At 71.5% G+C, this 22,167-nt stretch carries 15 protein-coding genes and 4 pseudogenes; 3 read left to right on the forward strand and 16 right to left on the reverse strand.

The features are described 5' to 3' along the window. Nucleotides 1–2 precede the first annotated feature (2 nt). The 15 genes and pseudogenes from LNW71_RS01440 to LNW71_RS01505 all read right to left on the reverse strand — a co-directional run bounded on the left by LNW71_RS01440 (nucleotide 3) and on the right by LNW71_RS01505 (nucleotide 18,693). Nucleotides 3–851 (reverse strand): TatD family hydrolase, encoded by an 849-nt coding sequence (locus tag LNW71_RS01440; RefSeq protein WP_250966542.1) that lies wholly within the window; start codon nucleotides 849–851, stop codon nucleotides 3–5. Next, nucleotides 851–1,558: an EboA domain-containing protein gene (locus LNW71_RS01445; RefSeq protein ID WP_250966543.1), complete on the reverse strand. Its 708-nt coding sequence runs from the start codon at nucleotides 1,556–1,558 to the stop codon at nucleotides 851–853. Before LNW71_RS01445 ends, LNW71_RS01440 begins: the two co-directional genes overlap by 1 nt. Nucleotides 1,559–1,580: 22 nt before the next feature. After that, nucleotides 1,581–2,438 carry a sugar phosphate isomerase/epimerase family protein gene (locus tag LNW71_RS01450; RefSeq protein ID WP_250966544.1) on the reverse strand — a complete coding sequence of 286 codons (858 nt, stop codon included), beginning with the start codon at nucleotides 2,436–2,438 and terminating at the stop codon, nucleotides 1,581–1,583. Then, nucleotides 2,435–2,827, reverse strand: coding sequence for a hypothetical protein (locus LNW71_RS36750; RefSeq protein WP_374119546.1), 393 nt, complete (start codon nucleotides 2,825–2,827; stop codon nucleotides 2,435–2,437). The genes LNW71_RS01450 and LNW71_RS36750 overlap by 4 nt, the downstream gene beginning before the upstream one ends. Before the next feature lie 210 nt (nucleotides 2,828–3,037). After that, nucleotides 3,038–3,759, reverse strand: a pseudogene (locus LNW71_RS36755) (SCO3242 family prenyltransferase); the annotation flags it as partial. Then, nucleotides 3,756–4,873: pseudogene (locus tag LNW71_RS01460) on the reverse strand (inositol-3-phosphate synthase). The pseudogenes LNW71_RS36755 and LNW71_RS01460, both read right to left, overlap by 4 nt. A gap of 276 nt (nucleotides 4,874–5,149) precedes the next feature. Then, nucleotides 5,150–8,877 (reverse strand): annotated as a pseudogene (locus LNW71_RS01465) (ThuA domain-containing protein). 408 nt (nucleotides 8,878–9,285) lie between these two features. After that, nucleotides 9,286–10,290: a sugar phosphate isomerase/epimerase family protein gene (locus tag LNW71_RS01470; RefSeq protein ID WP_250966545.1), complete on the reverse strand. Its 1,005-nt coding sequence runs from the start codon at nucleotides 10,288–10,290 to the stop codon at nucleotides 9,286–9,288. A gap of 12 nt (nucleotides 10,291–10,302) precedes the next feature. Continuing rightward, nucleotides 10,303–11,553: a Gfo/Idh/MocA family protein gene (locus LNW71_RS01475; RefSeq protein ID WP_250966546.1), complete on the reverse strand. Its 1,251-nt coding sequence runs from the start codon at nucleotides 11,551–11,553 to the stop codon at nucleotides 10,303–10,305. A gap of 68 nt (nucleotides 11,554–11,621) precedes the next feature. Beyond that, on the reverse strand, nucleotides 11,622–12,662 hold the full coding sequence (locus tag LNW71_RS01480; RefSeq protein WP_250966547.1) for a substrate-binding domain-containing protein: 1,041 nt from the start codon (nucleotides 12,660–12,662) through the stop codon (nucleotides 11,622–11,624). Between the two features lie 69 nt (nucleotides 12,663–12,731). Next, the gene (locus LNW71_RS01485) at nucleotides 12,732–13,784 is read right to left on the reverse strand and encodes an ABC transporter permease (RefSeq protein WP_250966548.1); all 1,053 of its coding nucleotides are present in this window, start codon (nucleotides 13,782–13,784) and stop codon (nucleotides 12,732–12,734) included. Continuing rightward, nucleotides 13,781–15,307, reverse strand: a complete 1,527-nt coding sequence (locus tag LNW71_RS01490) for a sugar ABC transporter ATP-binding protein (RefSeq protein WP_250966549.1) — start codon at nucleotides 15,305–15,307, stop codon at nucleotides 13,781–13,783. The genes LNW71_RS01485 and LNW71_RS01490 overlap by 4 nt, the downstream gene beginning before the upstream one ends. 257 nt (nucleotides 15,308–15,564) lie before the next feature. Further along, nucleotides 15,565–16,746 (reverse strand): ROK family transcriptional regulator, encoded by a 1,182-nt coding sequence (locus tag LNW71_RS01495; RefSeq protein WP_250966550.1) that lies wholly within the window; start codon nucleotides 16,744–16,746, stop codon nucleotides 15,565–15,567. Nucleotides 16,747–17,000: 254 nt separating this feature from the next. After that, nucleotides 17,001–17,678, reverse strand: a complete 678-nt coding sequence (locus tag LNW71_RS01500; protein ID WP_250966551.1) for a GntR family transcriptional regulator — start codon at nucleotides 17,676–17,678, stop codon at nucleotides 17,001–17,003. A gap of 64 nt (nucleotides 17,679–17,742) precedes the next feature. Next, nucleotides 17,743–18,693, reverse strand: coding sequence for a beta-ketoacyl-ACP synthase III (locus LNW71_RS01505; RefSeq protein ID WP_250966552.1), 951 nt, complete (start codon nucleotides 18,691–18,693; stop codon nucleotides 17,743–17,745). A 169-nt stretch (nucleotides 18,694–18,862) separates the two neighbouring features. On the opposite strand from LNW71_RS01505, the pseudogene LNW71_RS01510 reads away from it, so the two are divergent. Both LNW71_RS01510 and fdhD read left to right on the forward strand, forming a co-directional pair. Then, nucleotides 18,863–19,000 (forward strand): annotated as a pseudogene (locus tag LNW71_RS01510) (Fe-S-binding domain-containing protein); the annotation flags it as partial. An 11-nt stretch (nucleotides 19,001–19,011) separates the two neighbouring features. Beyond that, entirely contained in the window at nucleotides 19,012–19,860 is an 849-nt protein-coding gene (gene fdhD, locus LNW71_RS01515; RefSeq protein ID WP_250966553.1) for a formate dehydrogenase accessory sulfurtransferase FdhD, read from the forward strand. Nucleotides 19,861–19,923: 63 nt separating this feature from the next. Here fdhD and LNW71_RS01520 read toward each other — a convergent pair whose 3' ends face one another. After that, the gene (locus tag LNW71_RS01520; protein WP_250971854.1) at nucleotides 19,924–20,952 is read right to left on the reverse strand and encodes a bile acid:sodium symporter family protein; all 1,029 of its coding nucleotides are present in this window, start codon (nucleotides 20,950–20,952) and stop codon (nucleotides 19,924–19,926) included. A gap of 119 nt (nucleotides 20,953–21,071) precedes the next feature. On the opposite strand from LNW71_RS01520, the gene LNW71_RS01525 reads away from it, so the two are divergent. Beyond that, nucleotides 21,072–21,965, forward strand: a complete 894-nt coding sequence (locus tag LNW71_RS01525; RefSeq protein WP_250966554.1) for a LysR substrate-binding domain-containing protein — start codon at nucleotides 21,072–21,074, stop codon at nucleotides 21,963–21,965. The last annotated feature ends 202 nt before the right edge of the window (nucleotides 21,966–22,167 follow it).

Genomic DNA, 22,167 nt, shown 5'->3' on the forward strand with positions numbered 1-22,167 from the left:
CCTCACTCCCCGCCGCGGAGGATGGAATTGCCCTCGTGGAGCGGTTCGGGGGCGGCGGTGTCCAGGTGGAGGCGGCCGCTCTGGCCGTAGAAGGCGACGGGGTTGCGCCACAGCACCTGGTCGACGTCGTCCTCGCTGAATCCGGCGGCGAGCATGGCGTCGCCGACGCTGCGGGTCTTGAGCGGGTCGCTGCGGCCCCAGTCGGCGGCCGAGTTGACCAGGATCTTCTCGGTGCCGTGCAGCTTGAGGACGGCGATCATGCGGTCCTCGTCCATCTTGGTGTCGGGGTAGATGGAGAAGCCGGCCCAGCAGCCGCTGTCGATGGCGTCCTTCACGGTCGTCTCGTTGAGGTGGTCGAGGAGGACCAGTTCCGGGGCGAGGTGCGATTCGCGGACGACGTCGATGGTGCGGCGCAGCCCGGCGAGCTTGTCGCGGTGCGGGGTGTGGACCAGTGCGGGCAGTGCGTGGTCGGCGGCGAGCTGGAGCTGGGTGGCCAGCGCGGTGTCCTCGGCCGGGGTCATGGAGTCGTAGCCGATCTCGCCGACGGCGACGACGGAGTCCTTGACGAGGTAGCGGGGCAGGGCGTCCAGCACGGGGGTGCAGCGGGGGTCGTTCGCCTCCTTGGGGTTGAGGGCGAGCGTGCAGTGGTGGGCGATGCCGTACTGGGCGGCGCGGAAGGGCTCCCAGCCGAGCAGGGCGTCGAAGTAGTCGAAGAAGCTCGCGGGCGAGGTACGGGGCTGGCCGAGCCAGAAGGACGGCTCGACGAGGGCGCGGACCCCGGCGTCGTACATCGCCTGGTAGTCGTCGGTGGTGCGGGAGGTCATGTGGATGTGGGGGTCGAAGATGCGCATCAGGACTCCTCCGTGGGGACCGTGGGGGCGGCGGGACCGGTGGCGGTCGCTGCGGGGCCGGCGTTCGGGCCGGGGGCCGTGAGGGCGAGCACCCGGTGCAGGTCGGCCGGGACGGGACGGCCTGCCGCGATCCGCTCGGCCGCGTAGTCGCCGAGCATCCGGGCGAGTTCCGCGTCGCCGCGGGAGCGCCCGGCCAGCTGGTCGACGACGGCGACGGGGACGCCGGTGAAGAGGCACTTGAGGACGGCGTGGCGCCAGTTGTGCGGATCGAGGTGCGCGCCGCCGTACGGGCCGACGGCGGCGGCGACGAGCGTGGTGTCGTTGGCGCGCAGGGCGTCCTGGACGAGGGGCACGGCGGTGGCGCCGAGGTCCAGTGCGGGCAGGGCCAGCAGGACGGCGCGCCGTTCGGCGGCGGTGCCCTGTTCGTAGAGCCGAGTCAGGGCGGACAGCCCGGCCCGGGCCTCCGTGAGCAGCAGGGCGCGTACGGAGTCGGCGTGTTCGAGTCCGCAGTGCCGGCCGGCGGCGGCGTACCGCAGCTCCCACGGGGGGACGGCGTAGGTGTTGCCCGAGGGTTCGGTGTCCGGGTGGGCGGCGGCGTGGGCGGCCTCGGCGAGGGCTTCGTCGAGCCAGGCGCGTGCGGCTCCGCCGAGCTGTGCGTCGAGTTCCTTGCGGGTCAGCAGCGGGGCGTCCGGCGCGGTCATCGGCATGGCGTTGCTCCCTTCGGCGGTGTCAGTGGCCCGACGGACTGTGCTTGCGCAGGAATTCGATGGAGGTGCGGGCCTGTTCGGGGCCCGCGTGGGAGTGGCGTGGCAGCTCCACGACGGTCAGTCCGGCGTATCCGCTGTCGCCGAGGGCGTCGAGTGCGGCGAGCACGGGCGGGAAGTCGATCTCGCCGTCGCCGAACGGAAGGTGTTCGTGGACGCCTCGGCGCATGTCCTCGATCTGGACGTGTCGCAGCCAGGGGGCGGCTTCGCGTACGCAGTCGACGGGCAGGGCGGGCTCCAGGCACTGGCAGTGGCCGATGTCGAGGGTGAGTCCGAGCGGTGCCGGGTCGCCGGTCAGGACGCGCAGGTGGTGGAAGTCGGCGAGGTTGGCGAGGAGGTGTCCGGGCTCGGGCTCGATCGCCAGCGGCACACCGGCCCGCCCGGCCGCGTCGAGTACCGGGGCGAGGGCTTCGGTGAGCCGCTGCCAGGCGGTGTCGGGGGCGGTGTCCGGCGGGGTGATGCCGCTGAAGCAGTGCACGGCGTGGGCGCCGAGTTCGACGGCGACGTCGACCGCCCGCAGCAGCAGGCCGGTACGTGCGGCGCGCGCCGCGGGGTCCGGGTCGAGGAGGGAGGGGCCGTGCTTGCGGCGCGGGTCCAGGACGTAGCGGGCCCCGGTCTCCACGGTGACGCCGAGCCCCAGCTGCTGGAGTCTGGCGGCGGCTGCGCGGGTGCGGGCGGCGAGGTCCGGGCCCATCGGGTCGAGGTGCATGTGGTCGAGGGTCAGTCCGACCCCGTCGTAGCCGAGGTCGGCGAGGAGGCCGAGGGCGTCGCCGAGGCGGAGGTCGGTGAGCCCGTTGGTGCCGTAGCCGAGGCGGATCGTCATGTGGGGCTCACCTTCCGGGCGAGGCTGCGGGCGAGCGGGACGAGGCCCATGACGGCGAGCGCGGTCCCGGACGCTCCGGCGCGGGCGGCGAGGGCTGCCTGGAGCGGGATCATCGCCCGGATGCCGCTGCCGACGGCGCGCTGGGTGAGCGGCGGCGAGGGGTTGAGCGCGGCGTGGACGAGTGGGCGTGCGGCGGTGCGGAGGTAGGCGCCGGTGAGGGCGGTGAGCAGGAGGCGGTCGGAGGCGGTTGCTCCGGCGCGTCGGCCAGGAGCGGCGCCGGCCCCGCCACTTCCGGGCTGACGGACAGGAGGGGTGCGGTCCTCGCCCCCACCGGTGCGTCGGCCAGAAAGGGCACCCGCCCCGCCGCCTCCGGCACGATGGCCCGGCATGACACCGCCCCAACCGCCTCCGGCGCGAAGGTCAGTGGCGCCGGCCGCACCACTTCCGGCGCTACGGTCAGTGGCGCCGGCCGCGCCGCCGTCTCCGGCGCGAGGGCCGGAGGTGGCGTCGCTGTCTGCTGCGCCTAGGGACCACCGCGTGGCCCCGCGCGGCTCGCGCACGGCGATGCCGCCGAGCGCGACGACCGCCGCGAGAGCGGCGAGCGGGACGGCCGTGGAGCCGCCCTGCGCCTCGTGGCGCGAGACCGCGGTGACGGCGTAGGTGTGCGCGGTCAGCAGGGCGGCGGCCGGCAGAGCGGCGCGGGCCTGGGCAGTCGCGTGGCCGGCGCGGGGTGTGCGGGGCGGGGACGACTTCGATCGGGCGCCCGGAGCACGACCGGAGCCCGGAGCGGGACCCGGAACGGAACCGGTAGCCGGACCCGCGGGAGCGCCACCTCCGGCCGCCCCCGCGCCCGACGCCGTGGCCGCCCCCGCGCCCGATGCCGTGGCCGTCGCGCCCAGGAGCAGGTCCAGGCCCCGGCCGCCGCCATCGCCGCCGGGCCTGCCGGAGTGTGTTTCAGGTGCAGGTCGTACGCCCAGACCGTGGCCGCGAGGCCGGTGGCGACCGTCAGGGCCGGGCGGCCCGCGCGGCCGGCGAGGGCCAGACCCGCCGCCGTCAGGGCCCCGGCCGCCACGAGCGCCGCGCGGGGTGTGATCCGGCCCGAGGGGATCGGGCGGTGCGGGCGGTCCACGGCGTCCTCGTCGCGGTCGGCCCAGTCGTTGAGCGCCATGCCCGCCTCGTACAGACAGAGCGAGGCGCCGACGGCGAGGGCGGTGGAGCGGTTGGGGCGCCGGCCGAGCGCCGCCGCGCCGGCGAGGGCGTCGCCCGGCACGGTGAACAGCGCGGAGACCCTGAGCAGCTCCGCCCAGGCGCGTACCTTCACTTCTCGCCCCGCAGCCGCTCCGCGAAGGCGAGCAGCGCCAGATACTGCTCGGACAGTGCGGCCGGTCCGCCGTCCGGGTCCTTGAAGTAGAAGCCGAGTTCGGGGCGCGGGCCGCTCAGGCCGCTCTCGTGGGCGCGGGCCAGCAGCCGGGCCAGGTCCAGTACCAGCGGTGCGGCGAGTGCCGAGTCGCACCCCTGCCAGGTCGTCTGGAGCACCATGCGCGCCCCGAGGAAGCCGTCGAACGCGATGTGGTCCCAGGCCGTCTTCCAGTCGCCGAGCGCCGGGACGTCGTCGATGTGGACCTCGCCCTCGGGGGCGGAGCCGAGGGTGTCGGCGAGGACGCGTTCCTTGCCGGCGTTCTTCGCGGCGGCCGCGGCCGGGTCGGCCAGGGCCGCGCCGTCCCCGCCGCCCAGCAGGTTGGTACCGGACCAGGCCCGTACGGGCAGTGCGCGCTGCACGAACATCGGCGCGAGCACGGAGCGCAGGAGCGTCTGGCCCGTCTTGCCGTCGCGGCCCGCGTGAGGAAGTCCGCAGTCCGCGACGGCGTCCTGGAGGGCGGGGGTACGCAGCCCGGTGGAGGGGGTGAAGTTGACGTACGGACAGCCGGCCCGAAGTGCCGCCGCGGCGTAGAGAGAGCTGGCCGGCAGCCGCTGCGCGCCGGGCTCCGGGGCGGGTTCGGTGGAGGCGACGTTGACGACGACGGTCCTGGCCAGGCCGTTGCGGCGGCCGAAGTCGACGAGGTCGGCGGCGAACGCGGTGATGAGTTCCTCGTCCGTGCGGGTGTCGCCGGGGAGGGGTCCGCCGGGGCGTATCTCCGCGTCGGCCGCGGCGAGTTCGGACCGGACCGCCGAGGGGAGGCCGTGCGGCAGCACTCCCCCGGCGGCGAGTGCCTCGGCCCGTTTGGGGAGCGGACAGTCCAGGGTGTCGTGTCCGCCGAAGACGAGTGAGGTGACGGGGGCAGACCGCTCCCGGCGAACGGTGCGGTCTCGGTGACCATGCCGGCGGCCGGGTGGAGGCCCGCCGCGACGGCTGCGCACCCCGCCGTGGCGGTGGTGGCGACGGAGCCGCGTGCTCCGATGAACCAGACTCCGGTACGAACGGCGTGTGCTGACACGGGCTGCCTCCCTGGCTGGGGGTCCTGGCTTGGCTGGTGGCGCTGTACGTGAGGGGAAGGGGCCGCGGGCGGCGGGCGGGGACTGCTGCCCCGCCCGCCGTCCGGGCGGTGGCCCTAGGGTCTTTCGTTTGGATCAGGCCGGATAAGGGAGCGGGGTCCGGTGCCGCGCCTCGCAAGGCGGAGGAGGGAGCCGACGCGGAGCGTCGGCGACCGACGACAACGCCGCGAGGTGCGGCACCGGGGCACGCGAGCCCGGCATCATCCGAACGAGAGGCCCTACGCCGAGGGCAGTTCCTTCAGCTGGATGTTGCGGAAGGACACCTGGTCGTCGGCCCCGTGGTTCTGGAGGCCGATGTAGCCGTCCTTGAGGCTGCGGGCCGGGTCGGTGTTGGTGAAGTCGTTGATCTTCACTCCGTTGAGGAAGATCTGGAGACGTTCGCCCTGGACCTTGATCTCGTAGCTGTTCCACTGGCCGGGCGGCCTGAGGACCTGGTCGCGTGCCTTGGTGTTGGCCGCCTTGAAGGTGTAGACGGAGCCGGTGGTGCGGTCGACGGCGTCGGAGGCGTCGATCTGCACCTCGTAGCCCTTGTCCACCGCGGACCAGGGGTCGTCGGACTCCGGGAAGCCGACGAAGACTCCGGAGTTGTCGTCACCCGCCAGCTTCCAGTCGAGCTTCAGCGAGTAGGACTTCAGCTCCTTGGCCTGGTAGGTCAGCAGGCCCATGCCGCCGTCGGAACGCAGCTCGCCGTCGACGACGTCGAACTTGCCGGGGCCTGCCTGCTTCCAGCCTGCGAGCGTCTTGCCGTTGAAGATCGACCGGTAGCCGGTGTCGGGCTTGCAGTCGGCCTTGATCTGGCCGGCCGCGTACCGCAGCCCGCCGAGCAGGAGTCCACGGAAGTCCGGGTCGGCGTACGACTCCTTGGTGTGGCCGAGGCCGGTGTAGAAGGAGCGGCCGCCCTGGTAGGCCTGGCACCAGGTGATCGGGTGGTCGCCCTTCATGTTGCCGCCGGTGTAGGTCGTCTCGTCGAGAGTGGCGAGGACCTTGACCTTGCCACGCGGGTTGGTGCGGTAGTTGTACAGCTCGTCGGTGCGGTCCCAGGCGTCGCCCAGGTGCGCGGTGGCCGGGTTCTTGTGGTCCTCCACGCGGACGGTGACGGGCTGGATGGCCGGGTGACTGTCGAAGTACGCGCCGACGAGTCCGCCGTAGAACGGCCAGTCGTACTCGGTGTCGGCGGCGGCGTGCACGCCCAGGAAGCCGCCACCGGAGGACACGTAGTTCTCGAAGGCCTTCTGCTGGGCGTCGTTGAGGACGTCACCCGTGGTCGACATGAAGGCGACGGCGTCGTAGCGGGCCAGGTTGGCGGTGGTGAACTGGCCGGCCTCCTCCGTGGCGTCGACCGTGATGTTGCTGTCCTTGCCGAGTTCCTTCAGCGCGGCGATGCCTTCGGGTATCGCATCGTGGCGGAAGCCGGCGGTCTTGGAGAAGACCAGGACCCGCTTGGCGGTCTTGTCGGGCGGGGTGTTGGAGAGCTCGAAGTCGTCGAGGTCGTAGAGCGCGCCCTCGCCGCCCTTGAAGACCAGGAAGAGCTCGGTGGCCTTCTTCGGGACGCCGCGCAGGGGCACGTCGATGTCCTGGAAGGTCTCCCAGCCGCCGGTCACCGGGACCGGTGCGGAGCCGAGGATCGTGCCGGTCGCCGAGCCGGCCCGTACTTCGAGGAAGCCGCCCGCGCCGCCGGAGGAGATCCGGGCGGTGAGCTTGGTGGAGTCGCCGAGGATGTACGGCTTGAAGGAGATCCAGTCGTCGTTGTCGATGTCGCCGACGGTCTTGCCGCCCTCGGCGTTGGCCTTGTCGTACGTCTTGATGCCGGACGAGTCGTTGAAGTGCTCGGCCTGGCGGTGGCGCGGCTGGAGCTGCGACTGGTCGTGACCGGTCAGTGCGGCCTGGCCGCCGCCCCCGTCGTCGGTGTACGAGGCGTCGATGACTCCGAAGATGTTGGCGTTCGGGTCGTGCCCGCCGTCCATCTCGGTCTTGATGGTGCCGGTGCAGCCGTGCGCCGAGGTGATCGGGTGGCCGTGGCTGTCGTGGCCGAGGACGAAGCGGACCTCGACCTTGGAGCAGTCGATCGTGCCGTCCTCGGGGTCGGTCACGGTCACCTTGAACGGGATCTCGTCGCCGAAGGTGAACAGCTGCCCGTCACCGGGGAGTTCCAGGTTCACCTTCGGCGCGGTGTTGCCCACGGTGACATGGACGCTGGCCGAGCCGGTCCGCCCGGAGGGGTCCGTGGCGGTGACGGTCGCCGCGTAGGTGCCGTTCTTCTTGTACGTGTACGCGGGGTTCGCCGCCGTGGACGTGCCGCCGTCGCCGAAGTCCCAGGCGTAGGTCAGGGCGTCCTCGTCGGCGTCCGCGGTGCCGGCCGAGGAGAACTGCACCTTCAGCGGTGCGGTTCCGGAGGTCTTGTTGGCCGTGGCCTCCGCGATCGGGGAGTGTCCGCCGGTGGCGTTCTCGATCCGGTAGAGGGCGGAGTTCTCGTCGCCGCCGAACCAGGAGAGGCCGTAGTCCAGGACGTACAGCGCCCCGTCGGGTCCGAAGGCCATGTCCATCACCTGGGTGCCGGACCACGGGATGTCGTTGATGGACTGCACGCCGCCGTCGGCGTCCTGCTCGATGCGCTTGATCCACTGCCGGCCGAACTCGCCGGCGAAGAAGTCGCCGTCGTACGCCTCGGGGAACTTCACGGGCGAGTCGAGGTCCGCGTCGTAGTGGTAGACCGGTCCGCCCATCGGGGACTCGGATCCGGTGCCGAACTCCGGGACGGAGGCGCCGTCGTACGGGATCCAGGCGGGCTGCGCCGGCGGCAGGTCGACGATGCCGGTGTTGTTCGGCGAGGTGTTCTTCGGGGCCGCGCAGTCGAAGGCGGCGCCGGAGGTCTTGGTGGCGAAGTCGTAGTCGACGTAAGGGTCGTTGTTGCCGGTGCAGAACGGCCAGCCGAAGTTGCCGGCCTTGGTGACCTTGGCGAACTCGACCTGTCCGGCCGGTCCGCGCTTGGGGTCGGCCGCTCCCGCGTCGGGCCCGTAGTCACCCACGTACACGGTGCCGGTGGGCTTGTCGACGGTGAAGCGGAACGGGTTGCGGAACCCCATCGCGTAGATCTCGGGGCGGGTCTTGTCCGTACCGGGGGCGAAGAGGTTGCCGTCCGGGACGGTGTACGAACCGTCGTCGGCGACCTTGATGCGGAGGATCTTGCCGCGCAGGTCGTTGCTGTTGCCCGCGGAGCGGCGGGCGTCGAACGCCGGGTTGCGGTCCGGGCGTTCGTCGATGGGGGTGAAGCCGTCGGAGGCGAAGGGGTTGGAGTCGTCACCGGTCGACAGATACAGATTGCCGTCGGCGTCGAAGTCGATGTCGCCGCCGACGTGGCAGCAGGTGCCGCGGGACGTCTTGACGTCGAGGACCTTCTTCTCGCTGCCCAGGTCGAGCGTGCCGTCCTCCTTGAGGACGAAGCGGGAGAGCCGGTTGACGCCGTCGAACTTGGCGAAGTCGGCCGCGGTGCCGGTCTCGGGGGCGTCGCCCTCGGGGTGTCCAGCGGGGGTGCGTAGTACAGGTAGATCGCCCGGTTCTCACTGAACTTCGGGTCGACCCCGACGCCCTGGAGGCCTTCCTCGTCGTGCGAGTAGACGGGGATGACGCCGGCGACGCTGGTGTTGCCCGTGCTGTCGGTGAGGCGCAGCTCGCCGCTGCGCGCGGTGTGCAGCACGCTGCGGTCGGGGAGCACGGCGAGCGTCATGGGCTCGCCGGTCTCCGCGGCGCCCTTGGCGAGGGTGACCTGCTGGAAGTCCTCGGCGGCCGGGGCCGGGTCGGGGGGCACCGGGTGGGCGGAGGCCGTGCCGGTCAGGGTGAGGGTGGCCGCGGCGAGCAGGCCACCGGTGAGCAGAGCGAGTGACTTACGCAAGCGGAGCCTGTTCCTGCTCCTGGCTGCGCTCCTGCTCCCGTTTCGGGTGAAGTGCACGAGTGTCCTCCGGAGAGTGCCGGTTGTACGGGCGGGTGCTGCCGTGCCGTTCCGCGCGGGGACTGCCGCGCAGGTCAGTCGGGGACCGTGTGACCCCGGTGACGAGAGTCATGTCATGTACACGTTCTGGACGGTAGACCTGTTCGTCCGGGACGGAAAGCCCTTGCGCAGCGATCTCGTTGAACTTTTCCCTTGGTCAGGACAAAGAGGGGTGGGGGCATGGGGTGCCGGCCCGACGGCGTGTTCGTCTGCCGTCGGGCGGGCTTTCCCCTGCCCGGCCTCTTCCCGGGCCTGGACTCCGCCCCGGCCCCGCGCCTCAGGTGCCGGCGGGGCCGGAAGTGCCGCCCCGCCGGAGGGGCGGGGGTCCGGGGGCGCAGGCCCCGGGAGCGGGCCGCGCCCCGGGGTGGCTCAGTCCCTGCCGCCGAACGCCGCGTCGAACGACGCGCTCGGCGGGTCGAAATCGAACCGCTTCAGCGCCGCCAGCGCCTCCGGCGCGCCCGTCAGACGGTCCATGCCCGCGTCCTCCCACTCCACGGAGACGGGCCCGTCGTACCCGATGTAACGCAGCATCCGGAAGACGTCCTCCCACGGCACATCGCCGTGCCCCACCGAGACGAAGTCCCAGCCGCGGCGCGGGTCGCCCCAGGGCAGATGGGAGCCGAGCCGGCCGTTGCGGCCGTCGAGGCGCTTACGGGCCTCCTTGCAGTCCACGTGGTAGATCCGGTCCCGGAAGTCGTACAGGAAGCCGACCGGATCCAGGTCCTGCCACACGAAGTGGCTCGGGTCGAAGTTCAGCCCGAACGCGGGCCGGTGGCCCACCGCCTCCAGGGCGCGGTGCGTGGTCCAGTAGTCGTACGCGATCTCGCTCGGGTGCACCTCGTGGGCGAAGCGCACCCCCTCCGCGTCGAAGACGTCCAGGATCGGGTTCCAGCGCTCGGCGAAGTCCTCGTACCCGCGCTCGATCATGTGCGGCGGGACCGGCGGGAACATCGCCACCAGGTGCCAGATCGACGAACCGGTGAACCCGATGACCGTGTGCACGCCGAAGGCGGCGGCCGCCCGCGCGGTGTCCTTCATTTCCTCGGCGGCCCGTCGGCGCACCCCCTCGGGCTCCCCGTCGCCCCAGATCCGGGCGGGCAGGATGGCCTGATGGCGCTCGTCGATCGGGTTGTCGCAGACGGCCTGGCCGACGAGGTGGTTGGAGACCGCCCAGCACTTCAGCCCGTACTTGTCGAGCAACTGCCGTCGCCCGTCCAGATAGCCCGGGTCGGCGAGCGCTTTGTCGACCTCGAAGTGATCGCCCCAGCAGGCGAGTTCGAGGCCTTCGTAACCGAAGTCGCGTGCGTACCGGCAGACCTCCTCCAGTGGCAGGTCGGCCCACTGGCCGGTGAAGAGGGTGAAGGGACGGGGCATGCGCAGGACCTCCTAGAGCTGTGCGGGGATGTGGACGGGGGTCTGTACCGAGTTCTTCGCGGCGCTCTCCTCCACCGCCGCGAGCACCCGCTGCACCTGCAGCCCGTCGGCGAACGACGGTGTGGGCGCGGCCCCTTCGGCGATCGTCCGGACCACGTCACGGGCCTGGTGGATGAAGGTGTGCTCGTAGCCGAGCGCGTGCCCGGGCGGCCACCAGGCCTCCAGGTAGGGATGCGCGGGCTCGGTGACCAGGATGCGCCGGAAGCCGGCGGTCGTGGCGGGCTCGGTGTGGTCGTGGTAGGAGAGTTCGTTCAGCCGCTCCAGGTCGAAGGCGAGCGAGCCGCGCTCCCCGTTGATCTCGATCCGAAGCGCGTTCTTCCGTCCGGCCGCCATCCGTGTCGTCTCGAAGGAGGCCAGTGCGCCGGAGGCGAGGCGGCCGGTGAACAGCGCCGTGTCGTCGACCGTCACCGCCCCCTTCGCCCCGGTGACCGCCACCCCGCCCAGACCCGCCGACCGTCCCGCCTGCAGCGGGCGTTCGCGTACGAAGGTCTCGGTCACCGCCGACACCCCGACCAGCAGCTCCCCCGCCAGGTACTGGGCGAGGTCCACGATGTGCGCCCCGAGGTCGCCGAGCGCGCCCGACCCCGCGTGCTCGCGCTCCAGCCGCCAGGTGAGCGGTGACTCGGGGTCGACCAGCCAGTCCTGGAGGTAAGTGGCCCGGACGTGCCGCAGGGTGCCGAGCCGGCCCTCGGCGATCAGCTTCCGGGCGTAGGTGATGGCGGGCACCTTGCGGTAGTTGAACCCGACGATCGCCACCTGACCGCGGGCGGCGGCGCGCTCCGCCGCCTCGGCCATGGCCTCCGCCTCCGCGACGGTGTTGGCGAGCGGCTTCTCGCACAGCACGTGCTTGCCCGCCTCCAGCGCCGCGATGGCGATCTCCGCATGGCTGTCGCCGGGGGTGCAGATGTCGACGAGCTGCACGTCGTCCCGCGCGATCATGGCGCGCCAGTCGGTCTCCGCCGCCGCCCAGCCGTGCCGGTCGGCGGCGGCCTCGACCGCCGTGCGGTCGCGTCCGCAGATCGCGGCGAGAGCCGGCCGCATCGGCAGCTCGAAGACATGGCCCGCGGTGCGCCACCCCTGCGAGTGGGCGGCGCCCATGAACGCGTATCCGACCATGCCGACCCCGAGCGTCGGTGCGCTCGCCATCGGCCGGTACGTCGGCGGCGCCGCCGCCTCCTGCTCCGTCTCTTCCCTACGGGCCATCCGGGCTTCCTCCTCATCGGTGGTTCGGTGGGTGCGGCGGGAGGGTCAGCACCCTCCCGCGGGGCCGGTCAGTTGAAGCCCGTCGGCAGGTACTGGTCGATGTTCTCCTTGGTGACCACGGCCGAGTAGAGCGTGAGGTTGGTCGGGATCTCCAGCTCGGAGAGCCCGGAGAGCCCCTTGCTCTGGGCGAGCGCGCGGGCCAGGTCGATGGCCGACGCGGCCATGGTCGGCGGGTAGAGAACGGTGGCCTTCAGCACGCTGTTGTCGGCCTTGATGGCGTCCATCGCGGACTTGGCCCCGGCCCCGCCGACCATCAGGAACTCGTCCCGGCCGGCCTGCTGGATGGCGCGCAGCGCGCCCACGCCCTGGTCGTCGTCGTGATTCCACAGGGCGTCGAACTTCTTCTGCGCCTGGAGGAGCTGGGCCATCTTGGCCTGGCCGGACTCGACGGTGAAGTCGGCGGCCTGACGGGCCACCAGCTTGATGTTGGAGTAGTTCTTCAGCGCGTCGGCGAAACCCTTGCTGCGCTGCTTGGTGAGCTCCAGGTTGTCGAGGCCCGCGAGCTCGACCACCTTGGCGTTCGGCTTGTCCTTGAGCTGTTCGCCGATGTACGTGCCTGCGTTGAGGCCCATCCCGTAGTTGTCGCCGCCGACCCAGCAGCGGTACGCCTGCGGGGAGGCGAAGATCCGGTCGAGGTTGATCACGGGAATGCCTGCCCGCATCGCCTCCAGACCCACCTGGGTGAGCGCCTTCCCGTCGGCCGGGAGGATGACGAGGACGTCGACCTTCTTGTTGATGAGGGTCTTGACCTGGCCGATCTGGGCCGCGGTGTCGTTGGAGCCCTCGGTGGTCTCCAGCGTCACCTCGGAGTACTTCTTCGCCCGCGACCTGGCGTTCTCGTTGATCGCGTTGAGCCAGCCGTGGTCGGCCTGCGGTCCGGCGAAGCCGATGGTGACGGGCTTGCCCGGCTTGTCGTCGGCGGCGGGTGCGTTGCTCTGCGCCGCGGTGTCCTTCTCCTTCGGGTCGTTGCTGGTACATGCGGTGAGGAAGGCGCCCGCCGAGACTGCTGCGGTCCCGAAGAGCAGTCCTCTGCGACTGGTTTCTGGCATGGCTGTCAAACCCTTCATCCGGTGCGTGGCATGCGGAACAGGCTGGGGTGGAAGGGGGGGTGACCTCAGTCAGGTCTCGCCGCGGGCCGAGGTCCGGCCCTGGACCAGGACCGCGGCGACGATGATCGCGCCCTTGGCGATCTGCTGGACGTCGCTCTGCAGGTTGTTGAGCGCGAAGATGTTGGTGATCGTGGTGAAGACGAGGACACCGAGGACGGAGCCGACGATCGTGCCCCGGCCACCGCTGAGCAGAGTGCCGCCGATGATCGCGGCGGCGATGGCGTCGAGCTCGTACAGGTTGCCGTTGGTGTTCTGGCCGGAGCCGGCCAGGATGATCAGCATGAACGCGGCGATGCCGCAGCACAGCCCGGAGAGCAGGTAGAGGTAGAGGCGCTGGCGTCGTACGTCGATGCCGGCCAGCCGGGCCGCTTCGGCGTTGCCGCCGACGGCGACCGTGCGCCGGCCGAAGGTCGTACGGTTCAGCAGCAGCCAGCCGATGACGGTGACCACGGCGAACATCATGACCAGCGGCGGGATGCCGAGGATGTACGAGTCGGGAAGACCCAGGTCCAGGACCGACTTGACGGTGACGATCTGCGTCTTGCCGTCGGTGATGAGGAGCGCGAGTCCGCGGGCGGAGGCGAGCATCGCCAGCGTCGCGATGAACGGCACCATCCGGCCGTACGCGATCAGCACCCCGTTGACGAGTCCGGCACCGAGGCCGACGAGCACCGCGGTGAACAGGATGCCCGCGAAACCGAAGTCCTGGGTGGCGAGGGTCGTCGCCCAGACGGAGGCGAGGGCGACCATGGCGCCGACGGAGAGGTCGATGCCGCCGCTGGTGATGACGAAGGTGACGCCGACGGTGACGACACCGATCACGGACGCCTGGGTCAGGATGAGCTGGAGGTTCCCGGTGTCCAGGAAGGCGTCGGGCTCGGTGATGCCGCCGACGACTATCAGGGCGACGAGGACGCCGAGGAGCGAGAGGTTGCGGACGTCCCAGCGCAGCCCGGAGGCGCGCGGGGACGATCCTTCCTTCTTCGGGGAAGCGGGGGCGGACAGGGGCGCGGGGCCCTTGTCCGGCCCGCTCTGCTGCGCCGAGGAGACGGGCTGGGTCATGACGTCGGGCTCCCTTCCATCACGAGGTCGAGTACGCGGTGCTCGTCGAGCTCCCGGGCGTCCGCCGTATGCACGACGTGACCCTCACGGAGCACCAGCACCCGGTCGGCGAGGCCCAGGACTTCGGGCACTTCACTGGAGACCAGCAGGACGGCGAGGCCTTCGTCGGCCAGCCGGCGGATCACGGCGTAGAGCTCGGCGCGGGCGCCGACGTCCACCCCGCGGGTCGGTTCGTCGAGCAGCAGCACCCGGCAGCCGCGGAGCAGCCAGCGGGCCAGCACCGCCTTCTGCTGGTTGCCGCCGGAGAGGGTGCGGACGGGGGTGTCCGGGTTGTCGGGGCGCAGCGAGAGCTCGCGGGTCGCGGCGCGGGCGGCCTTGCGTTCGGCGCCTCGGTTGAGCCAACCACCCGTGGAGAAGCGGGACATGGAGGAGACGGAGACATTGCGGGTGACGGATTCGAGCATCAGCAGGGCCTGCGCCTTGCGCTCCTCGGGGGCGAGGCCGATACCGGCCGCGACGGCGGCGCGGACGCTGCCGGGCCGCAGCGGCCGGCCCGCGACCGTGACCTGTCCGGCGGTGGCGCGGCGGGCACCGTAGATGGTCTCCAGGATCTCGGAGCGACCGGAGCCGACCAGTCCGGCGAGGCCGACGATCTCGCCGGGCCTCAGCTCCAGGTCGACGGGGGCGAACTCGCCCTTCCTGGTGAGGCCTTCGACCTTGAGTACGGGTTCGCCGCCGGACCCCGCCGGGACGGCGTCGGGCCTGGGCGGGAAGACGTACTCGACATTGCGGCCGGTCATCATGGCAACGATGTCGCGGGTCGGTGTGGACTCGGCGGGGAGCCCGACGGCGACGGCCCGGCCGTCCTTGAGCACGGTCACCCGGTCGCCGATCCGGCGGATCTCCTCCAGGCGGTGGGAGATGTAGACGACGGCTACCCCGTCGGCGGTCAGGGAGGCGACGATCCGGAAGAGGTTGGCGACCTCGTCGGGGTCGAGGGCCGCGGACGGCTCGTCCATCACGATGAGCCGGACGTCGTGGGAGAGCGCCCTGGCCATCGAGACGATCTGCTGCTGGGCGGCCGAGAGTTCACCGACCGGCCGGGCCGGGTCGATCTCCGGGTGACCCAGGCGCCGCAGCAGTGCGGCGGCCGCGGTGCGGCCCGCACCGGTGCGGACGACGAAGCCGGCGCTGGTGGGTTCGTGACCGAGGAAGACGTTCTCGGCGACCGACAGCCCCTCCACCAGGTCGAGTTCCTGGTAGATGGTGGCGATGCCGAGACGCATCGCGGTGATGGGTGACTTGAGTACCGCCGGTGAGCCGCGCCAGGTGATCTCGCCGTCGTCGGGCTGGTGGGCGCCGGCGAGCACCTTGATGAGGGTGGACTTGCCGGCCCCGTTCTGGCCGAGCAGACAGTGGACCTCGCCGGCCTGGACCTCCAGGTCGACGCCGTCGAGTGCGCGCACGCCGGGGAATGACTTGGTGATGCCGGACATGGTGAGCAGAGGTGGTTCTGGAGCCATGACAAATCCCCTCGGCGAATGGGGTCTCCCGGCTCGGACGGTGCCGAGAGCCCGGGAGGGCCGGTGAGCGGGCAGGGCGAAGTGCTGTCCCGGGGTATACCCGGACCCCGGCCTGTGGCGCGGGGACGGTGCCTTGTTGCTGACCGGCCGAGGATCGGGCCGGCGGGAAACAGATCGAACCGGTGGGACAGGGGCCGGCCCGGTGGACGTGCACAGGGGCGGCCGGCAGGACGAGCGATCCGGGCGGTGGGAAGGGATCAGGCCGGTGAGAAGAGGTGGTCGCTGATGAGTCTGGCCGCGCCGATCACTCCGGCGGCAGGTCCCAACTCGCCCAGCACGATGGGGAGGTTGCCGGTGGCCAGCGGCAACGACTGCCGGTAGACCTGGGTCCGGACACTGGCCAGCAGCGTGTGGCCGAGGCCGGTCACCCCGCCGCCGATCACCACCAGACCGGGGTTGAAGAAGCTGACGAGTCCGGCGATGACCTGACCGACCCGGTTGCCGCCTTCGCGGATCAGGTCGAGCGAGGTGGCGTCGCCGGCGGCCGCGGCTGCGGCCACGTCGACGGCGGTGAGTCTCCCGGACGCCTCCAGCCGGGCCGCGAGCTCCGCGGACTGTCCGGCGCGGGCCGCGTCCTCGGCGTCGCGGGCCAGTGCTGCGCCGCTGAAGTGTGCTTCCAGGCAGCCCCGGTTGCCACAGGCGCAGGGGCGCCCGTCCGGTTCGACCTGGATGTGGCCGATGTCGCCCGCGCTGCCCGTCGTACCGCGGTGGACGTTTCCGCCGACGACGATGCCGCAGCCGATGCCGGTACCGATCTTGACGCAGAGGAAGTCGCCCACGGAGCGGGCGACACCCGCGTGCTGCTCCCCCATCGCCATCAGGTTCACGTCGTTGTCGACCATGACGGGGCAGCCCAGTTCCTGACTGAGTGCCTCGCGGACCGGGAAACCGTCCCAGCCGGGCATGATCGGCGGTGCGACCGGGATTCCCTCGGGGAAGCGGACCGGACCCGGTACGCCGATTCCGGCGCCGTCGAACCCTTCGGCGAGCCCGGAGGCCCGGAGCTTGGCCGCCATCGACAGCACCTGCTCGAAGATGGCGACGGGCCCTTCGCGTACGTCCATGGGGTGGTTGAGGTGTCCCAGGACCTCCAGCTCAGCGTTGGTGACCGCCACATCGACCGATGTGGCACCGATGTCGACGCCGAGGAAGCGCAGTGCCGGGGCGAGCCGGATGTTGTGCGAGCGACGCCCGCCGCGGGATGCGGCGAGTCCGTCGGCCACCACAAGGCCGGTCTCCAGCAGTCTGTCCACCTCGACGGCGAGCTTGGAGCGGGAGAGATCGACCTGATCCCCCAGCTGCGCTCGTGAGTTGGGCCCGCCGTCGCGCAACAGTCTGAGCAGTCGCGCCTGATGCGCATTCGCGGGTCGTGCCGTCATACGTCTCACGCGCCCCTCCCCGCCACATCGGCCTGTCCGTCGGGCTTTGGAGGGGAACGTAGCAGCGCTTGCCGGGAGTGGGAAGAAGTTGCGCAGGAATCCGCCTCAACTTTCTCCACCCTGAGGACAAAGGGGTGCGGACGGCGGCTCCGAAGGGACCGCCGGGAAGGCGGTGCGGCGGACGCGCAGATGCCCCCGATCGCCTTGCGGCCTGGTTGCTCAGCCAGCGTTCGAGGGCATGGACAGCGAAGGCTTCAGCTCTCTTCGCGCTCGTGGTAGGTCCGGCGGGTGTGTTCCGTGTGCGCCCGCATGATCGCCGTGGCCTGCTGCTCGTCGCGCGAGGAGATCGCGGCGATCAGGGAGCGGTGCTCGATCCAGGACCCGGTGCCACGCTGGCGGGCGACAGGGGTGTAGTACCAGCGGACCCGCCGGTCCACCTGGCCGGCCAGTTCGGCGAGCACGACGTTGCCCGCCAGCTCCATGACCTTGGCGTGGAAGGCCGCGTTGGTCGCGACTGCCAGGTCCACGTCGTCGGCGGCGACCGCCTGCTCACCCTTCGCGCACAGCTCTTCCAGCGCGGCGATGCCCGCCGTTCCGGCGTTGGCGGCGGCGAGCCGGGCGGCCTCGGCCTCCAGGAGCGTACGGACCGAGAGCAGCTGGTCCGCCTCCTCCTCCGTGGGCTCGTGGACGAAGGCGCCCTGTGCGGGACGCAGATCGACCCAGCCCTCGGTGTTGAGCCGCTGCAACGCCTCGCGCACCGGCTGGCGGGACACGCCCAGGTGGCCGGCCAGTTCGCTCTCGACCAGGTGCTGGCCGGGGCGCAGTGCCCGGGTGGTGATGAGTTCGAGCAGTGCGTCGTAGACCCGCTCGCGCAGCGGACCGGGCCGTTCCAGCTTGGGCACAGCCCCTTGCGGCAGTCCTGTGGACAACATTGCGGTCCCCCTCCGAGCGACGAGCAATTGCTTATCGTCTACAGTCTACCGAGCACAACTCCGCTCAGGGACAGCGGATCACCTGACCCGCGTAACTGAGGTTCCCGCCGAAGCCGAAGAGCAGCGCCGGAGCGCCGGTCGCAATCTCTCCTCGCTCCACCAGCTTGGACAGGGCCATCGGGATCGAGGCGGCGGATGTATTGCCGGAATCCACCACATCCCGGGCGATGACCGCGTTGATCGCGCCGATCTTCCTGGCGACCGGCTCGATGATCCGCAGATTGGCCTGATGCAGCACGACCGCGGCGAGATCCTCGGGGGTGATTCCGGCCTTCTCACACACCTTGCGGGCAATGGGCGGCAGCTGGGTGGTCGCCCAGCGGTAGACCGACTGCCCCTCCTGGGCGAAGCGCGGCGGCGTCCCCTCGATCCGTACCGCGTCCCCCATTCCGGGGACGGAACCCCACAGCACCGGTCCGATACCGGGCCGGTCCGCCGCCCCCGAGTCGGCGACCACGACCGCCGCGCCCGCACCGTCGCCCATCAGCACGCAGCTGGAGCGGTCGGTCCAGTCGACGATGTCCCCCATCTTGTCGGCGCCGATCACGAGCGCGCGGGTGGCCGCACCGGCGCGCACGGCGTGGTCGGCGGTGGCGAGGGCGTGGGTGAAACCGGAACACACCACGTTGATGTCCATCACCGCGGGCGACGTCATACCGAGACGTGCCGCGACCCGGGCCGACATGCTCGGTGACCGGTCGATCGCCGTGGAGGTGGCGACCAGCACCAGGTCGATGTCCGTCGGCTGCAGGCCGGCGGCGGCGAGGGCCTTGGCCGCCGCGTGCGCGGCCAGCTCGTCGACCGGCTCGTCGGGGCCGCCGAGGTGGCGGGTCTTGATGCCGACGCGGCTGGTGATCCATTCGTCGCTGGTGTCGACCATGGCCGCCAGATCGTGGTTGGTGAGCACCTTGGCGGGCTGATAGTGGCCGAGCGCCACGACACGTGTGCCGGTCATATTCAGGATCCCCTCGCTACATATGGCAGGAACCATCCAGTCTTGGTCGCTACTGCCGGGTACAGGGGCACGTGATCCCACAGGATTCCCGCCCGAGGCTTGGAGACTTGACGACAGCTTTGCCGTTCCGGCGGCATACCGTAGACAATATTCTGTCGACTGACGTCCCTGCGGAGTCGGCCGCGACGTCACGCTCCATGTGCAGGACAATGCTCACGTGAAGGTCACCTCACCGCGCGCCAACCCGGTGACCCACGGCAACCTCCGCATCAAGGGCCGCTTCGGCTTCCCGCACGCACAGAATCGGGTCCAACAGTCATGGGACGGGTCACCGAGCGCCGCCGCACCATCCGTATCCGGGACGGGGCCGTCTCCACCCGCCCCGACACGCTCGTCGCCGAGGAGCCACTGGAGATCCGGCTGAACGGCAAGCCGCTCGCCATCACGATGCGCACCCCGGGCGACGACTTCGCGCTGGCGGCGGGCTTCCTGGTGAGCGAGGGCGTGCTCGGCGAGGGCGGCGAGGTGCAGTCGATCGCGTACTGCGCGGGGGCGACCGCCGACGGCGTCAACACGTACAACGTGGTGGACGTGCGGCTCGCACCCGGTGTGGTGGTCCCGGACATCACGCTGGAGCGCAACGTCTACACGACGTCCTCCTGCGGGCTGTGCGGGAAGGCCAGCCTGGACGCGGTCCGCACCACGACCCGGCACCCCGTCGCCGACCTTCCCCCGGTGCGGGTCGAGCCCGCGCTGCTGGCCGCCCTTCCCGACCGGTTGCGCGCCGCACAGCAGGTGTTCGACCGGACCGGTGGCCTGCACGCCGCCGCACTGTTCTCCGAGACGGGCGAGCTGGTCGACATCCGGGAGGACGTGGGCCGGCACAACGCCGTCGACAAGCTGGTCGGCCGCGCGCTCACCGACGGCCGGCTGCCGCTGTCCCGGTCGATCCTGCTGGTTTCGGGCCGGGCCTCGTTCGAGCTGGCGCAGAAGGCGGTGATGGCCGGCATCCCGATGCTGGCGGCCGTGTCCGCGCCGTCGTCCCTCGCCGTCGACCTGGCGGCCGAGACCGGCCTGACCCTGGTCGGCTTCCTGCGGGGTCCCTCCATGAACGTGTACGCGGGTGAGCACCGCATCGTCCTGGAGGCGACGGCCGCCCGGGGCTGAGCCGCCCCGCCGCCGCACGGCTCAGGGGTCCGGCCGTCGGGGAGCCCCCTGCGCCGGCCGGCCTCAGTTCACCGTGACGGCCCGGCTCTCCACCCTGCCGCCGTCCGCCGGCTCCTCCTGCGGGTCCCTGGCACGCCGCTTCGCGATCACCGCGCACACCATGAGCTGCATCTGGTGGAAGAGCATCAGCGGCAGCACGGCAAGGCTCGCCTGCGCGCCGAACAGGACGCTGGCCATGGGCAGGCCCGCGGCCAGGCTCTTCTTCGAACCGGCGAACTGGATGGCGATGCGGTCCTCCCGGCCGAAGCCGAGCCGCTTCGCCCCGTACCAGCTCAGCGAGAGCATGACGGCGAGCAGCACCGCCTCGGCGCCGAGCAGTGCGGCGAGCCGGGCGGGGGTGACCTGGTGCCAGATCCCGGCGACCATGCCCTCGCTGAACGCCGTGTAGACGACCAGCAGGATCGAGCCGCGGTCGACATAGCCGAGCACCTTCTTGTGCCGGGCGAGGAAGCCGCCGATCCAGCGGCGCAGCAGCTGGCCCGCCACGAACGGCAGCAGCAGCTGGACGGCGATCTTCGCCAGCGCGTCGCCGGAGAACCCGCCGCCGCTGCTGCCGAGCAGCGCGGCCGCGAGCAGCGGCGTGAGGAAGATGCCGGCGATCGAGGAGAAGGAGCCCGCGCAGATCGCCGCGGGCACGTTGCCGCGGGCGATCGAGGTGAAGGCGATCGACGACTGGATCGTGGAGGGAATGAGGCAGAGGAAGAGGAATCCGCCCTGCAGCTGCGGCGTCAGTATGTGCGGCACCAGCCCCTTGCTCGCCAGTCCCAGCAGCGGGAAGACGACGAACGTGCAGGTCAGGACGGTGAGATGGAGCCGCCAGTGCCGCAGGCCGTCGAGCGCCTCGGCGGTGGAGAGCCGCGCGCCGTAGAGGAAGAAGAGGAACGCCACCGCTCCGGTGGAGACGCCGCCCGCCACATCGGCGGCCGCGCCGGAGGCGGGCAGCAGTGCCGCGAGTACGACGGTGCCGATCAACGCCAGGATGTACGGGTCGATCGGCAGCCAGGACGGCAACTGCAGGGTGCGGCGGCTCATGTGCTCCACGTGTTCTCTCGTTCAGGGTCGTGCCCTCCCCCATCCTGCTCGTGATCCCCTAAATCGGGAATCCGGTATACCGCTCTGACTGTCATCACGGTTCGCGATAACGTGGCCCCATGTACGACCCCGCTCAGCTGCGCACTTTTCTCGCCGTCGCCCAGACCCTGAGCTTCACCCGGGCCGCCCGCCGGCTCGGGGTGCGGCAGTCCACGGTGAGCCAGCACGTGCGGCGGCTGGAGGAGGCGACCGGGCGGCAGCTCTTCACCCGTGACACGCACCGGGTCGATCTCACCGTGGACGGCGAGGCGATGCTCGCCTTCGCCCGGACGATCCTGGAGGCCCACGAGCGGGCGTCGGCGTTCTTCACCGGCACCCGGCTGCGCGGGCGGCTCCGGTTCGGGGCCTCGGAGGACTTCGTGCTGACCCGGCTGCCGGAGATCCTCCAGTCGTTCCGCCGGGACCATCCGGAGGTCGAGCTGGAGCTGACCGTGGAGCTGTCGGGCACGCTGCACCAGCAGCTGGCGGCGGGCCGGCTCGATCTGGTGCTGGCGAAGCGGCGGAGCGGCGACACCCACGGGGAGCTGGTCTGGCAGGACGCGCTCGACTGGATCGGCGCTCCGGGGCTGCGGATCGATCCGGACCGCCCGGTGCCGCTGATCCTCTTCCCGCCGCCGGCCATCACCAGGGCCCGCGCGCTGGAGGTTCTGGAGGGGCAGGGCCGGTCCTGGCGGGTCGCGTGCACGAGCGGCAGCCTCAGCGGGCTGATCGCGGCCGCCCACGCGGGCCTCGGTGTGATGGCGCACAGCCGGGGTCTCGTCCCGCCCGGCCTGGCCCCGGTGCCGGCCAGGGCGGGGCTGCCGGAGCTCGGCGGGGTGGACTTCGTCCTGCTGCACGGCCGCCGGCGGGACGGCGCAGGGCAGGCGGCGGACGCGCTCGCCGCGGCCGTCCTGGCGGGCGGCGACCGGCTGCTCCGTCCGCCGGGCGGGATCGGTGGCCGGGGCGGCGCATGACGCGCCCGCGCAAGGGGGAGAATGGCAGGAACGCGGCGACCACCGCCCGGGCGCCCCAACCCGGTCAGGCCCGGCAGGTGCGGACCAATCCCCCGTACCCGTCCGGAACGGCAGTGATCGCGGCGTACAGATTCGGTGGAGATTCGCGCGCGAGCCACTTACTCCTTGGTCAGAAGCGCGCCCGAGCCTTGCCCATCTGGCC

Origin of the sequence: Streptomyces sp. RKAG290, assembly GCF_023701695.1 — a bacterium.
GTDB lineage: Bacteria > Actinomycetota > Actinomycetes > Streptomycetales > Streptomycetaceae > Streptomyces.